Origin of the sequence: Alcanivorax xiamenensis (genome assembly GCF_009846745.1) — a bacterium.
Lineage (GTDB): Bacteria > Pseudomonadota > Gammaproteobacteria > Pseudomonadales > Alcanivoracaceae > Alloalcanivorax > Alloalcanivorax xiamenensis.
Genome location: NZ_AQPF01000069.1, coordinates 1 through 14,166 on the forward strand (window position 1 = coordinate 1; position 14,166 = coordinate 14,166).

Sequence of the window (14,166 nt, forward strand, 5' to 3'; positions counted from 1 at the left end):
AGCGCCGTGTCCCGCTAAACCGCGATGAACCACAAAAAAGCCCGCCGAAGCGGGCTTTTCAACAGAACCTGCCGACAATCAGAACGCGAAGTGCTCGGCGTCCAGATCCATCATGCTGTCCACACCGCCTTCGATGGCCCCTTTGTGACCAGCAGTGCGCGGCAGGATGCGCTTGAAGTAGAAACGCGCGGTTTTCACCTTGGTGTTGTAGAAGTCCTCGTCGCCGGCACCGGCGGCCAGCTGTTCCTGGGCCTTGGCGGCCATCAGCGCCCACAGATAGGCCAGGGTCACATAGCCGGAGTACATCAGGTAGTCGACCGCGGCGCCGCCGGCGTATTCCGGATTCTGCATGGCCTGCAGACCAATCGCCTGGGTCAACTCGCCCCACTCGCGGTTGTAACCCGCCAGCGGCTCGATGAACTCTTTCAGGTCGGCGTTATCGGCGTTGGCTTCACAGAATTTGTGCACGATCTTGGTGAAGTTGCGCAGCGCCTTACCCTGAGTCATCAGCACTTTACGGCCCAGCAAGTCGAGCGCCTGGATACCGGTGGTGCCTTCGTACAGGGTGGAGATGCGTGCGTCACGCACGTTCTGCTCCATACCCCATTCGCGGATAAAACCGTGACCACCATAGATCTGCACGCCATGGTTGGCGGCTTCCAGACCGGCTTCGGTGACGAACGCCTTGGCGATCGGTGTCAGCAGCGCCATCAGATCGTGGGCGTATTCACGCTCTTCCTCGGTTTTACCCAGTTTCACGCTGTCGCCCAATTGCGCGCACAGGTACACCAGAGCACGGCCGCCTTCGGCGAACGCCTTGCTGGTCAGCAGCATACGGCGCACGTCCGGATGCACAATGATCGGGTCCGCCGGACCGTCCGGGTTTTTCGGACCGCTCAGGCTGCGCATGGCGAGGCGGTCCTTGGCGTAGGTCAGACCACCCTGGAAGCCCAGTTCGGCGTGGGCCACGCCCTGAATGGCGGTACCCAGACGGGCGAAGTTCATAAAGGTGAACATGCAGTTCAGCCCTTTGTTCTCCGGACCGATCAGGTAGCCCGTGGCACCGTCGAAGTTCATCACGCAGGTGGCGGACGCCTTGATGCCCATCTTGTGCTCAATGGAGCCGCAGGCCACCGCGTTACGCTCGCCCACGCCGCCATTACCGTCGGTGAGGAACTTCGGCACGATGAACAGGGAAATGCCCTTGGTGCCTTTCGGCGCTTCCGGCAGGCGGGCCAGCACGATGTGGACGATGTTCTCGGCCATGTCGTGTTCACCGGCGGAGATGAAAATCTTGGTGCCGGTGATTTTGTAGGAGCCATCGGCCTGGGGCTCGGCCTTGCTTTTCAGGATGCCCAGGTCGGAACCGCAATGCGGTTCGGTCAGACACATGGTGCCGGTCCATTCACCGCTGGTCAGCTTCGGCAGATAAGCCTGCTTCTGCTCGTCGGTGCCGTGAGCCTCAATGGTGGCCACGGCGCCATGGGACAGACCCGGGTACATGCTCCAGGACCAGTTGGCGGTGCCGGTCATTTCGGAAATGGCAATGCTGGCGGAACCGGGCAGGCCCTGTCCACCGAACTCCGGATCCCCACCCATGGCCGGCCAACCGCCTTCCACATACTTGGCATAGGCTTCCTTGAAGCCTTGCGGGGTAGTGACCACGCCGTCCTCGAAGTGACAGCCTTCCTCGTCACCGGAGCGGTTCAGCGGCGCCAGTTCGTTTTCCGCGAATTTGGCACCTTCCTCCAGGAAGGCGTTAAGCAATTCGCTGTTCACTTCTTCCAGGCCCAGCTTGGCGTAGTGGGCATCCAGGTCCAGCACCTCGTTGAGAACGAAGCGCATGTCGCGCAAAGGGACTTTATACTCAGGCATGTCAGGTCTCCCTGAAAACGGTCTGTCTGGGGTTCCGGGCGGGCACGCCCAAGGGCGCCGCCATCATTGAAGGGCCACAATCTTAGGTGACGGTGTCACCAGTGCCCACCTCTATTTGTGACCCATAAGTCAAACGACTGTTTGAATTCGCGCACGGGACTCCGAGGGCTGGTATAGTCGGCCCCGAACCATCATGACGATGAGGTATAAAGGCGATGATCGACCCCAATCTGCTCGACATTCTGGTCTGCCCGGTCAGCAAGGCCCCGCTGATCCTGGATGAGGAGGCCGGCGAGCTGAAATGCAAGGCCAGCGGCCTCGCCTACCCGATACGGGACGGCATTCCGGTGATGCTGGAAGAAGAGGCCCGCACCATGAGCGACGAGGAACTGAAAGGGCTTTGAGTCATCACCACCAACGAGGACGGGGTATGAAGCGCATTTTGCTGGCTTGTCTGCTGTGCGGCCCGCTGTTGGCCCAGGCGCAGGAAAGCACGGAAGAAGCCACCGAAGCCGCCGCGCGGGCGGCGGAAGCGAAACGCAATGAGTGTTTGCTTCGCGGTATTCAACAAGGTGACCGCTCTGTCACCCTGGAAGAGTTGCGCCGCTGGTGCGATCCACAGCAGCAGCAACGCAGTGCCCATGAGGATGCTCTGCGCGGCCGGCTGGCACTGGAGCGATCTTCCCTGAACAACCCCTTCGCCATTACGCCACATCGCCGTAACTACCTGATGCCCTACTCCTATTGGTCGAACCCTCAGTGGAACGACCCGGATCGGGAAGACGACGACCTGGATTCCGAGGAAATCAAATTTCAACTGTCTCTGAAAGCGCCCTTGTATGACGATTTCTGGGACGGCAGCACGCTGTACATGGCCTTTACCGGCACGTTTTTCTGGCAGGCCTACAACAGCAATCAGTCCAGCCCGTTCCGGGAAATCAATTACGCGCCGGAAATATTCCTGGCCAAACCCATGGACTGGAAACTGGGACCGGTTCGTACCGAGCTGATGGCCTTCGGCTTCATTCATGAATCCAACGGCCGCGACGTTCCCGCGTCCCGCAGTTGGAACCGTATCTATCTGCGCCACATTTCCCAGATCGGTTCCTACTACGTCTCGGTGATGCCCTGGTACCGGATTCCCGAGGACAAGAAAAAAGACCCGCTGCAAACCAGTGGCGACGACAATCCGGACATCGAAAAATACATGGGCCATTTCCAGCTGGAAGTGGCACGGCCGTTCGGTAATCACGTGCTGGAATTGATGGTGCGCAACAACCTGCGCTCCGACAATAAAGGCGCCGGCGAAATCTCCTATTCCTTCCCGATCAACAAGCGCTTCAAAGGGCTGGTGCAAGTGTTTTCCGGCTATGGCGATTCGCTGATCAACTATGACGACTACGAGAACCGTTTTAGTCTCGGCATCCTGCTGACCGATACCCTCTAAGCACGCCAACGGCGCCCGTCCGGGCGCCAAATTGATTCCCCTCCATCAAATTTCCCGCGAAAACATCTTGCCCACCCCTTCCCCTGCCTTCATATTAATGATTATCCATTATTTTAACAACAATCCAGCACCACACAGATCAAGAGGGAGACGCCGTCATGAGTTTCCGCCACCCCGCCGAACCGGATTTCCCCGGCAAGATCGGCCGCACCGTCGCCGACTCCGAACCGTCCTGGCCTGAACCGCGCATGCCGCAAGGCGCCCCCAACATCGTACTGGTGGTGCTCGACGATGCCGGCTTTTCCCATCTCGGCTGCTACGGTTCCAGCATCGCCACGCCCCATATTGACCGGCTCGCCGGCGAAGGCCTGCGCTACACCGGCTTCCATACCACGGCGCTGTGCTCGGCCACCCGCACCTGTCTGCTCAGCGGCCGCAACCACCACGCCGCGGGCATCCGCGCGATCTCCAACTTCGATACCGGTTATCCCAACACGCGCGGCGCCATTCCCGCCAACGCCGCGCTGCTGCCGGCGATTCTGCGCGACGCCGGCTACGCCACTTTCGCCACCGGCAAGTGGCATCTGGCCCCCATGCGCGAATGCTCCGCCGCCGGCCCCTTCACCAACTGGCCGCTGCAAAAAGGGTTCGATCGTTTCTACGGTTTCATGCAGGGCGAGACGGATCAGTTCTACCCCGAGCTGACTTACGACAACCACTTCGTGGAGCCACCCCGTTCACCGGAACAGGGCTACCATGTGTCCGAGGATATCGTCGACCGCTCCCTGGATTTCATCCGCGACAGCGTCTCCCTGGTGCCGGAAAAACCCTGGCTGCTGTATCTGGCGATGGGCGCCATGCATGCCCCACACCAGGCGCCACGGGAGTATCTGGACAAATACCGGGGCAAGTTCGATCACGGCTGGGAGAAGGAACGTGAGCGCTGGTTCGAGCGCCAGAAGGCACTGGGCATCATCCCGCCGGATACCACCCTGGCCCCGCAAAACCCCGGTGTGCCGGACTGGGACACCCTGCCCGAGGACCACCAAAGGTTCGCCTCACGCCTGCAGGAAGCGTTCGCCGCCATGCTTGAACACACCGACGCGCAGATCGGCCGGCTGATGGCGGGGCTGGCCGAGCTCGGCCAGGACCAGAACACCCTGTTCGTACTGATCTCCGACAACGGCGCCAGCCAGGAAGGGGGTGCCACCGGCACCCTGGATGAAATGCGCTACTTCAACGGCATGAAGGAAGATGTGGCCACCGCCGTCAAACGCCTTGACGACATCGGCACGCCACGCAGCCACAGCAACATCCCCTGGGGGTGGGCCCAGGCCGGCAATACGCCGCTCAAATGGTACAAACAGAACACCCATGGCGGCGGCGTGCGCGATCCACTGATCCTGCATTGGCCCGGCAAGCTCGGTAAACCCGGGGAGATCCGCCACACTTTCTGCCACGCCGTGGACATCGCTCCCACCCTGCTCGATCTGATCGGTCTGCCAATGCCGGAGACCGTGGCCGGAGTCCCGCAAATGCCGTTGCACGGGGTCAGCCTCAAAGCAACGCTGGAAGCGGACGTCAGGGTGCCGCGCGCAGCCCAGTATTTCGAGATGCTCGGTCACCGGGCGATCTGGGCCGACGGCTGGAAAGCGGTCACTCATCATCGGCGCGGCAGTGATTACGATACCGAGGCCTGGGAGCTGTACAACCTCGACGAGGACTTCTCCGAGTCCAACGATCTGGCGCACAGCGAGCCGGAAAAGCTCGAGCGACTGAAAGCACTGTGGTGGCATGAAGCGGAAAAAAACGGCGTGCTGCCGTTGGATGACCGCAAGGCCGGCGATCTGTTCCGTGGCTCCCGTCGCAAGGGCGTGCCCACCGGCCGCAAGCGCTTCGTCTACTATCCACCGGTATCGCACATCGTTTCCGACGCCTGCCCGCCGGTCTACAAGGGCTTCACCCTCACCGTGGAACTGCCGGATCATCCCGAGCGTGGTGATGGCGTACTGGTATCACGCGGCACCATCAATAGCGGTTTCGTGCTTTATATCCAGGGTGGCAAGGCGCACTTCGATCACAACGGTTTCCATGACCATACCCACCTTGTCAGTGAGCAGGTTCTGACACCCGGCGAGCACACCCTCGCCGTGACCATTACCCGCCGCGAGGATGGCGGCGGCGACGTGACCCTGGCGCTGGACGGTGAGATCCAGGCCAGTGGCTCGATTCCTCGATTGCTGGTGATGTTGTCCAGCATCGGCATGGATTTCGGCCGCTGTCTGTCGCCGGTCACCGAAGGTTACAACGCGCCCTTCCCCTATCCGGGGCGCATCAAAAGGGTGATTTTCGATCTGCCGTCCGGCGGCAACAGCACGCTCGACCAGGATGCCGACAAGGCCAACCAGCGGGCGATTATGTCGCAGCAGTAGGTGCCCGCAGGCTGAAAAGCGCCAGATTCCCAGTTCCGGAGCTTTGGGGTTATAGGGCAATTCGCTGCCAAGGCAGCTTCCCACAGCCGCGTTGCAACGCCCTGATGGGAAGCTGCCTTGGCAGCGAATACGGCACGAGTTCGTGGCGCAATAGCGTTCTCATCGGGAAAGCGCGTCCAGCGTGCGCTGGCGTAGGGTTTCCAGGCGCTCACTGAGGCTCACCGGATAGGGTTGGGGCGCCGGCTCAACGCCACGCCACGGCTCCGGCAACGCCGCCCGTTCACGGCCCAACCGCTGGCGGGCGGCATCCGCGTCCGGTTCCGCGATCACCGGCTCGCCGTTGGCGATGACCGTGCGCAACAGTGGCTCGCCGTCGCGCTTCTCATCAGTGCCGGTGATCTCGTCACCGGCCAACATGCCGTTGGCATCGTAATGCCGCCATACCTGCTTGGCACCGGGATAGACCGGTTTGCCTGGCGCGTTCTTGAGCCGGGGCGAGCCACCGTATTCAGTAAGCTTGTAGGCGAAATCCAGGGACGGCGCATCGGCCACCGAGCCCATCTCCGTGCCCACCCCGAAACCGTCCACGGGCGCGCCGTCCGCGACCAGCCCGGCGATTTTCCATTCGTCCAGGCCACCACTGACGACGATGCGTATATCGCTCAGCCCGGCATCATCCAGCCGCTGGCGCGCCGCTTTCGCCAAGGCGCCCAGGTCCCCGGAATCGATTCGTATGGCGCCCACGTCGACGTCTTCGTCCCGTACCAGGCCGATCACTTTGTCCACCGCCGCCAAAGTGTCGTAAGTGTCCACCAGCAGAGTGGTTCCCGGATACAGCCGCGCGTAGTCGAGAAAGGCCCGCCGTTCATCCCCCACCGCCTGAATGTAGGAGTGCGCCATGGTGCCCTGGGCCGGCAGATCAAAGTCCCGCGACGCCAGCACATTGCTGGTACCGCTGATGCCCGCCACCCGGTAGGCGCGCACGCCGCGCCAGGCCGCTTCCAGGCCATGCATGCGGCGCATTCCGAAATCCATCACCGGCCGCCCGCCGGCGGCGTCCACCACCCGCGAGGCCTTGGAGGCCAGCAGCGTCTCCAGGTTGATGTAATTCATCAGCAGACTTTCCAGCAGTTGCCCCTGAACCACAGGCGCGCGCACTTCCAACACCGGCTCGTGGGGAAAGATGAGAGAGCCTTCCGGCACCGCCCGGATCTCCCCGGTAAAACGAAAGCCGGCCAGCCAGTCCAGAAATTCCGGCTGGAATTGCTTCAACGACGCCAGGCGGGCCACCTGCTCCCGAGGAAACCGCAACGCGCTGACCAGGTGGGCGGCGTACTCCTGACCACAGGCCACCGCGTACTGACGCTGCTCCGGCAGAACCCGGAAAAAAAGGCTGAAAATGGCTTCGTCATTGTGCTGCTGATGCCAATATGCCTGCGCCATGGTCAGTTCGTAGAGATCGGTGAGCAGACATAACGCGTCTTGGTCCGGCCAAATGGCGGTCATCGGGCTTCCTCAATGCAGTAGGCGGTACTGTGGCCAGGCGGATTGGTTTCACTGGCCGGCGATCCGGGAGCTTCCGAGCAGCACCCCGGCTTCCCGTAGCGCCCGGTGGCACTCCTGCTGCCGATCGACGAACACTGGCCGGGTGGCATCCAGCAGCAGGTGGGTGGTAAAGCCGTGGCGGCGAGCGTCCAGAGCGGTATGGTGAACACACACGTCTTCCGCCAGACCGCCCAGCCATAAGCGCCGCACCCGTCGGCGGCGCAACCAGTCCGCCAGACCGGTGCCGTCAAAGGCGGAATAGGCGTCCCGCTCGAAGTGGCTCCCTTTGCTAACCCGCACCGCCCTGTCCGGAATCCGTAATTCCGGGTGAAAGGCGGCGCCCCAGCTGTCCTGCACGCAGTGTACCGGCCATGGCCCACCGCGGGTATGAAACGAAACATGGTCCAGCGGATGCCAGTCCCGCGACAGAATCACCGGCAGATTGGCATCGGCCGCCATGCCGATCCAGCGATTGAGTACCGGCACCACCGCGTGACCGTCGTCCACCGGCAGGGCACCTCCGGGGCAGAAGTCGTTTTGCACATCCACCACCAGCAGCGCGTCTCCGGCGCGCATCGATGTGCCTGTCATGACTTACCTCCTTTTCCGGCTAACACGGACGCCAGGATCAGCCGGCCTCCAGCTCATCCAGCACCCGCCGATGCACTTCGCCCGCGGACGGATCAAACAATACGAAACGCACCTGTTGCAGCGATGATCGCTGCCCGGTCACCGCCCGTACCGTTCGCAGCGCCACCCGGGCGGCCTCTCCCATCGGATAGCCGAAGACCCCGGTGGAGATGGCCGGGAACGCCACCGAGGCCAGCTCACGGGACGCCGCCAGTTCCAGGGCATTACGGTAGCAGTCGGCCAGTAACCGGGCGGACGGCTGGTCCAGTTGGTAAACCGGTCCCAGGCAATGGATCACATACCGATTGGGGAGGTCAAACCCTTCGGTAATCACCGCCTCTCCGGGGCGGATCGGCGCCAGCGGCGCGCAGGCCCGGGCCAGTTCCGGCCCGGCGGCGCGATGAATGGCGCCGGCCACACCACCACCGGGTTTCAGATCCCGATTGGCGGCGTTGACGATGGCGTCCATGTCCGCTTGTCGGGTAATGTCTCCCACGGTAATTTCCAAGGAAGTCATGACGTCCTCCCGATCGGTGTTGGATGCCCTCATGCTGCTGCTCATCAGGGAGCCTGTAAATGCGTTTTGCCGTTGTTTTTTTCGCCCTGCTACTGTCCGCCTGCCAGACCCTGAGCGGTCTGGAAAAGCCGGAAGTATCGCTGTCCTCGGTGCAGCTGGAACAAGTCAGTGTGTTCGAGCAGCAATGGCATCTGGTGTTGCGGGTACGCAATCCCAATGACCGGGAGCTGACCCTCAACAGCCTTGACTATGAAGTGTTTTTCAACGGCGAGCGCTTCGCCCGCGGCCTGACCGGAGAACGGGTCACTCTGCCGGCCATGGGCGATGCCCTGGTCAGCACCCGCATCACCACCACGCTGCTGGGCACTTTGCAGCAGTTGCAGGGCTTGCAGCGGCTGGATGAACCTCTGGACTATGAAATCAAGGGCAAGGCCCGGGTGGCCGGCGTCGGCTTCCCGCTGCATTTCGACCGCAAAGGCCAGTTCACCCTGCCTGATACCTTGCCACGGGCACGCTGATCATGGCCGGCTCGTTGTTTCACCACAGTTCGCCAGGAGGCCGGGATGGGATTACGACGTGAACTGTTGGGCGGCCAGGCAACGGCGTTTCAGGCGGCGCTGGCGCTGGCGTTGCGAGGCCTTTTGCGTTTCGGGGTCCGGCCAGCGTTCCGCCCGGGCATAAGTCTGGGGGCCCAGCGCTTCTGGCTCAACACCACCAGCCGCGCCGGTATGGTGGCTGGCGGCGTGCCGCGCCACCGGGCCCGCTTCGGCTCGGTGCCGGCGGAGGTATTGGGCCGCCCCCAGGACCAGGTCTTGCTGTATCTGCATGGCGGCGGCTATGTCTCCGGCTCACCGGCCACGCGGCGCTCACTGACCTCTCATCTGGCGCGCCGTATCAACGCCTCCGTGGTGGCGCCAGCGTATCGGCTGGCTCCGGAGCACCCCTGCCCGGCGGCACTGGACGACGCCCTGATGGTGTATCAGCGCTTGCTGGACAAAGGCCATGACGCCGGCCACATCGCGGTGGGCGGAGACGCCGCCGGTGGCGGCCTGGCGCTGGCGCTGCTGCAACGGATCCGGGACTTGGCGCTGCCGGCACCAGCGGCCGGCGTGCTGCTGTCACCGTGGCTGGATCTGACGGTAAATCAGGAGCAGCGCTCGGATATTGGCGAAACCCTGCTGAACATACCCTGGCTGGCCCAGGCGGCCCGGCTCTACGCCGGCGACGATACCGCCCGGCCGCAGGCGTCACCGCTGTATGGCGACCTCAACGGTCTGCCGCCCTTGCTGATTCAGAGCGGCGGCGATGAACTACTGCGAGTGGACAGCGAACGGCTGGCGGATCGGCTGCGCGCCACCGACACCCCGAGCCGCTACCAGTTGTTTCCACGCCGCTGGCACGTGTTCCAGACCCACGCTGGCCTCCTCGCCGACGCCGACCTGGCCGTGGCGGAGATCGGGGATTTTCTGCATCAGAAATGGGAAAAAGCAGTGAATAATGAACAGTTAACAGGGAATAGTGAATAGTGAATAGTGAATAGTGAAGGAAAGTGGGGAGGTTGCGGATGCGCAAGTGTTCTGTGCTAATTCGCAATATCTGGTTGCGTCTTTTTTCGACTGTTCACTGTTAACTGTTCATTATTCACTGCTTTTTCTGGCGTCGATAACGCGCCGGCGTCTGTCCGGTCCAGCGTTTGAAGGCGTGAATGAAGTTGGAGACTTCGGAGAAGCCGAGGCGCGCGCTGATTTCCTCCTGTCTCAGTCCACCACCCAACAGCCATTGTTCCGCCAGCAACTGGCGCACCTCGTCCAGCAATTCCCGATAGCTGGCGTCCTCCGCCAACAGCCGCCGCCGCAAAGTGCGGCTGGTGATGCCGATCTCGTCGGCCAGTTGTTCCATGGTCGGGAACTGGCCGGGTCTGGCCAGCAACCGCTCACGAACCCGAGCCGCCATGCCCACCCGCCGGCGCCGCTGCGCCAGCAGTTGCTGGCACTGCTGTTCGCACAACCGGGCGGTGACCGGATTGGCCTGGGGCAACGGCCGGTCCAGCAAGCCCGCGGCGAATCCAATCCGATTCACTGGCTGGTCGAATTCCGGCGCCAGTCCGAACACCGCCTCGAAAGGGGCCGTGGCACTGGCCGGCAGACGCAATTGAAGGCACGACAGCGGCATCCGGCTGGCGAAGAGTTCCTGCTGGATCATCATGATGGCGCTGGCATCGCGGGCCAGCAGATAATCCCGCACGCCTTCTGGCAGTGCCTGGTCATCAATGATCAGCGCAGCCTGCTCGCCGTGTTCTTCCAGGGTCACCCGATTAAAGGCGAAGGTCAGATCCAGGTAACGCTGTCCCAGCGCCACCGCGTCCCGAAACGTGCCGCTACTGAGCAAAGCGAATCCCCACACGCCGTAGCTGCTCAAATGGTAACGCTGCCCCATGGCCAACCCCAGCTCGGCGCGATCTCCCAATTCCGCGCACAGATTGGCGATCACCGCCAGTTCCTGCTCCGCCTCGATCTGCACGTCATTACGTGCCAGCCATTCCAGTTCGATACCCGACCCGGGCAGCAGACGTACCGGCGGCACACCGTGTTCGGCGGCGAACTCCACCTGCATATGGACGCTGGTCAAACCACGGCTGGATGCGCTCATGACTGTCCGATTTCCACAACTTTTTGTCCTAGCATGCCATAAACAGCCTGCCCCCGCCCCGCTACAGTGGATCGATATCAATAAACAAAGTGGATACCACCATGGATGCGACCCACCAGGTCATCATTATCGGTGCCGGCTTCGGCGGTCTGGGTATGGCGATTCAACTCAAAGCCCAGGGCCAACACGATCTGTTGTTGATCGAGAAAGGCGATGATGTGGGCGGCTGCTGGCGTGACAATACCTATCCCGGCGCCGCCTGCGACGTGCCCTCGCATTTGTACTCGTTTTCCTTCGAGCGCCATTACCCCTGGAGCCGCCGTTTCGCGCCCCAGGCGGAGATCCTGGACTACCTGCGCCATTGCACGGACAAATACGGTATCCGGGAGCATATTCGCTTCGGCACCGAAGTCACCGAGGCCCGTTACCTGGACGCCCACGGTCTCTGGCAGTTGACGCTGAGCAACGGGGAAACCCTTACCACCCGGGCCCTGATCACCGCCACCGGCCAACTCAATCAACCGGCCTACCCGCCGCTGTCCGGCATCGAGGATTTCCAAGGCCCCCATTTTCACAGCGCCCGCTGGGACCACGACGTGGATCTGACCGGCAAAACCGTGGCGGTGGTCGGCACCGGTGCCAGCGCCATCCAGTTCGTGCCGGAAGTGGCCCGCAAGGCGGGCAGATTGCTGCTGTTCCAACGCTCTGCGGCCTATGTGCTGGGCAAGCCGGATCGCCGCTACCACCCCTGGGAACACCGCCTGCTGAAAACACTGCCGATAACCCAGACCCTGGATCGTCTGCGTATCTACGCCGCCAATGAATCCCGGGTACTGGGTTTTACTTCGTTGCAAAAAGCCATGACGGTGTACCAGAGGCTGTTCCGGCGGCACCTGGAAAAACACATCGACGAACCGTCGTTGCGGGCAAAGCTGATCCCGGATTACCCGATGGGCTGCAAACGTATCCTGATGTCGAACCACTACTATCCGGCACTGGCCCGGGACAACGTGGAAGTGATCAACCACGGCATTCAGTCGGTGGATCACAGCGGCCTCACCGACAGCACCGGCACCCATCATCGGGCCGACGCGATCATTTACGGCACCGGCTTCAGAGCCACCGATTTCCTCACCCCCATGACCCTCATCGGGCGCCATGGCCTGACGCTCAATCAGGTCTGGCGGGACGGGGCGGAAGCGTATCTGGGCATCACCGTGCACGGTTTTCCGAACCTGTTCATGCTCTACGGCCCCAACACCAACCTCGGCCACAACTCCATCATCTACATGCTGGAAAGCCAGATTCACTATATCCAGCAGGCGCTGGCGCACTTGCCGGCCACCGGGGCCCTGGAAGTGCGCTCGCGCACGCAGAACGATTTCAACCGGCGCTTGCAGAAACGCATCCGCGACACGGTTTGGGATAAGGGCTGCGACAGCTGGTACAAAACCGAAAGCGGCAAGAACACCAACAACTGGCCGGGCTTCACCTTCGATTACCGGCGCCGTACCCGGGTACTGGACCTCCGCGACTATGAATACCATTACTGATTCGTTGCGGCGACAACGCCGCCCCGACCAGCGCCTGTTGGCCGCCACCCTGCGCCGTGCCTTGCAGTTGCTGTTCAAACCCATGGCCCATCCCCGTATCGGCATTGCCACACAGCGGCGTTGGCAGGAAGCCCTCGCGCGCACCAATCCGGGAGCCCGTGGTGCTCCCCATCACGACATGGAAGCGGGCGGAGTCCGCTGCCGTGTCTATCAGCCGGAGAGCGCCGATGCCACCGTGCTGTATCTGCATGGTGGCGCCTATATCACCGGGTCGCCATCCACTCATCACGGTCTGACCTCTCATCTGGCCAGACACAGCCAGGCCCGGGTGGTGGTGCCGGATTATCGGCTGGCACCGGAGCATCCGTGTCCGGCCGCCATCGAGGATGCGGTGGCGGTCTACCGGGCCCTGCTCGATCAGGGTACCGATCCGGCACAACTGGCGCTGGCCGGGGATTCCGCCGGCGGCGGCCTGGCGGTGGCGACACTACAAGCCTTGAAGCAGGCCAACCTGCCGCTGCCCGCGGCGATGTTCCTGATTTCTCCCTGGGTCGATCTGACCCTGACCCGGCTGTTCGACACCGACCGGGACGTAATGTTGAGTCAGGCCTGGCTGGCGGACGCCGCCCGCGCCTATGGCGGCGATCATCCCGAGCGGCCGCAATGCTCACCGATCAATGGCGATCTGGCCGGACTGCCTCCGGTTCTGATTCAGGCCGGCGGTGACGAAATCCTGCTCAACGACAGCCACCGGCTGGCGCGGGCGGTCCGTGATGCCGGCGGACAGATCCGCGTTCAGGTGCACCCGCAACGCTGGCATGACTTTCAATTGCACGCCGGGTTGCTGGCCGACGCCGATCTGGCCCTGCATGGTGCCGCCGATTTTCTGCGGCATCACTTTCGGTCCCCCGACATCCCGGCACCGGAGCAAACGCCGCCATGATCCCCGCCACCCCGAAGAGTATCCTGATCACTGGCACCGCCAGCGGCATCGGCCTGGCCACCGCGCGCCACTTCCATCAACACGGCTGGCGGGTGGGGTTACTGGACATCAATGAGACCGCCCTGGCTGATCTGGCGCGGGACCTGGACGGCGCCTGGTTTCATCCACTCGACGTCACCGATGCCGAGGCCCGCACGCAGGCGGTTTCCGCTTTCACCGGCGCGGGTGCGCTGGACGCGCTGTTCAATTGCGCCGGCATCCTGCGCATGGGACGCTTCGAGGCGATCAGCGCGGAGCAGCACAAACGCATCATCGATATCAATGTCACCGGCCTGGTCAATATGAGTCTGGCGGCTTTGCCAGCCCTGCGGCGGGCGGACGCCCCGGTGGTCATCAACATGAGTTCCGCATCGGCGCTTTATGGCGTGCCGCACCTGGCCAGTTATTCGGCCAGCAAGTTCGCCGTGCGCGGCCTCACCGAAGCGCTCAATATCGAATGGAAACGTCTGGGGATCCGGGTGGTGGATAAGAGCCTGTTTGGGCACTTTACGCCACCGCGTTGCTGCTGGAAAAGC

13 protein-coding genes are annotated in these 14,166 nt (G+C 62.6%); 8 read left to right on the top strand and 5 right to left on the bottom strand.

Annotated elements, in window-relative coordinates; genetic code table 11:
- Positions 1–78: 78 nt before the first annotated feature.
- Positions 79–1,875, bottom strand: a complete 1,797-nt coding sequence (locus A6D6_RS20370) for an acyl-CoA dehydrogenase C-terminal domain-containing protein (RefSeq protein ID WP_133491900.1) — start codon at positions 1,873–1,875, stop codon at positions 79–81.
- Positions 1,876–2,090: 215 nt separating this feature from the next.
- Here A6D6_RS20370 and A6D6_RS20375 point away from each other — a divergent pair, with 215 nt between their 5' ends.
- From A6D6_RS20375 to A6D6_RS20385, 3 genes are all read left to right on the top strand, one after another.
- Positions 2,091–2,279: a Trm112 family protein gene (locus tag A6D6_RS20375; protein ID WP_201303862.1), complete on the top strand. Its 189-nt coding sequence runs from the start codon at positions 2,091–2,093 to the stop codon at positions 2,277–2,279.
- Positions 2,280–2,305: 26 nt separating this feature from the next.
- On the top strand, positions 2,306–3,322 hold the full coding sequence (locus A6D6_RS20380) for a phospholipase A (protein ID WP_159661714.1): 1,017 nt from the start codon (positions 2,306–2,308) through the stop codon (positions 3,320–3,322).
- A 158-nt stretch (positions 3,323–3,480) separates the two neighbouring features.
- Entirely contained in the window at positions 3,481–5,754 is a 2,274-nt protein-coding gene (locus A6D6_RS20385; RefSeq protein ID WP_159661715.1) for an arylsulfatase, read from the top strand.
- Positions 5,755–5,913: 159 nt separating this feature from the next.
- On the opposite strand, the gene A6D6_RS20390 is transcribed toward A6D6_RS20385, so the two are convergent.
- From A6D6_RS20390 to A6D6_RS20400, 3 genes are read right to left on the bottom strand one after another with little or no spacing between them, the layout of a single operon-like run.
- Positions 5,914–7,260, bottom strand: a complete 1,347-nt coding sequence (locus tag A6D6_RS20390) for a nicotinate phosphoribosyltransferase (protein ID WP_159661716.1) — start codon at positions 7,258–7,260, stop codon at positions 5,914–5,916.
- 48 nt (positions 7,261–7,308) lie between these two features.
- A complete protein-coding gene (locus A6D6_RS20395; RefSeq protein WP_159661717.1) occupies positions 7,309–7,890 on the bottom strand; it encodes an isochorismatase family protein in 582 nt (193 codons plus the stop codon).
- A 37-nt stretch (positions 7,891–7,927) separates the two neighbouring features.
- Positions 7,928–8,446, bottom strand: coding sequence for a macro domain-containing protein (locus A6D6_RS20400; RefSeq protein ID WP_133491894.1), 519 nt, complete (start codon positions 8,444–8,446; stop codon positions 7,928–7,930).
- Between the two features lie 59 nt (positions 8,447–8,505).
- Between A6D6_RS20400 and A6D6_RS20405 the strand changes: the two genes are divergently transcribed.
- Together A6D6_RS20405 and A6D6_RS20410 are read left to right on the top strand one after the other, a co-directional pair.
- Positions 8,506–8,964 (top strand): LEA/WHy family protein, encoded by a 459-nt coding sequence (locus A6D6_RS20405; protein WP_133491893.1) that lies wholly within the window; start codon positions 8,506–8,508, stop codon positions 8,962–8,964.
- A gap of 45 nt (positions 8,965–9,009) precedes the next feature.
- Entirely contained in the window at positions 9,010–9,972 is a 963-nt protein-coding gene (locus tag A6D6_RS20410; RefSeq protein WP_159661718.1) for an alpha/beta hydrolase, read from the top strand.
- Between the two features lie 115 nt (positions 9,973–10,087).
- Here A6D6_RS20410 and A6D6_RS20415 read toward each other — a convergent pair whose 3' ends face one another.
- Complete coding sequence (locus A6D6_RS20415; protein WP_201303863.1) at positions 10,088–11,095, bottom strand: AraC family transcriptional regulator; 1,008 nt, start codon at positions 11,093–11,095, stop codon at positions 10,088–10,090.
- A 101-nt stretch (positions 11,096–11,196) separates the two neighbouring features.
- On the opposite strand from A6D6_RS20415, the gene A6D6_RS20420 reads away from it, so the two are divergent.
- The 3 genes from A6D6_RS20420 to A6D6_RS20430 all read left to right on the top strand — a co-directional run.
- Complete coding sequence (locus A6D6_RS20420) at positions 11,197–12,648, top strand: flavin-containing monooxygenase (RefSeq protein ID WP_159661719.1); 1,452 nt, start codon at positions 11,197–11,199, stop codon at positions 12,646–12,648.
- Positions 12,632–13,591: an alpha/beta hydrolase gene (locus tag A6D6_RS20425; protein ID WP_159661720.1), complete on the top strand. Its 960-nt coding sequence runs from the start codon at positions 12,632–12,634 to the stop codon at positions 13,589–13,591. The genes A6D6_RS20420 and A6D6_RS20425 overlap by 17 nt, the downstream gene beginning before the upstream one ends.
- Positions 13,588–14,166 (top strand): SDR family NAD(P)-dependent oxidoreductase (locus A6D6_RS20430; RefSeq protein ID WP_159661721.1); only part of this gene is annotated, 579 nt, incomplete at its 3' end. The genes A6D6_RS20425 and A6D6_RS20430, both read left to right, overlap by 4 nt.

Excerpts from the sequence above, each read along its gene's own strand:
- A6D6_RS20370 (WP_133491900.1), bottom strand. The coding sequence starts at position 1,875 with ATGCCTGAGTATAAAGTCCCTTTGCGCGACATGCGCTTCGTTCTCAAC.
- A6D6_RS20375 (WP_201303862.1), top strand. The coding sequence starts at position 2,091 with ATGATCGACCCCAATCTGCTCGACATTCTGGTCTGCCCGGTCAGCAAG.
- A6D6_RS20380 (WP_159661714.1), top strand. The coding sequence starts at position 2,306 with ATGAAGCGCATTTTGCTGGCTTGTCTGCTGTGCGGCCCGCTGTTGGCC.
- A6D6_RS20385 (WP_159661715.1), top strand. The coding sequence starts at position 3,481 with ATGAGTTTCCGCCACCCCGCCGAACCGGATTTCCCCGGCAAGATCGGC.
- A6D6_RS20390 (WP_159661716.1), bottom strand. The coding sequence starts at position 7,260 with ATGACCGCCATTTGGCCGGACCAAGACGCGTTATGTCTGCTCACCGAT.
- A6D6_RS20395 (WP_159661717.1), bottom strand. The coding sequence starts at position 7,890 with ATGACAGGCACATCGATGCGCGCCGGAGACGCGCTGCTGGTGGTGGAT.
- A6D6_RS20400 (WP_133491894.1), bottom strand. The coding sequence starts at position 8,446 with ATGACTTCCTTGGAAATTACCGTGGGAGACATTACCCGACAAGCGGAC.
- A6D6_RS20405 (WP_133491893.1), top strand. The coding sequence starts at position 8,506 with ATGCGTTTTGCCGTTGTTTTTTTCGCCCTGCTACTGTCCGCCTGCCAG.
- A6D6_RS20410 (WP_159661718.1), top strand. The coding sequence starts at position 9,010 with ATGGGATTACGACGTGAACTGTTGGGCGGCCAGGCAACGGCGTTTCAG.
- A6D6_RS20415 (WP_201303863.1), bottom strand. The coding sequence starts at position 11,095 with ATGAGCGCATCCAGCCGTGGTTTGACCAGCGTCCATATGCAGGTGGAG.
- A6D6_RS20420 (WP_159661719.1), top strand. The coding sequence starts at position 11,197 with ATGGATGCGACCCACCAGGTCATCATTATCGGTGCCGGCTTCGGCGGT.
- A6D6_RS20425 (WP_159661720.1), top strand. The coding sequence starts at position 12,632 with ATGAATACCATTACTGATTCGTTGCGGCGACAACGCCGCCCCGACCAG.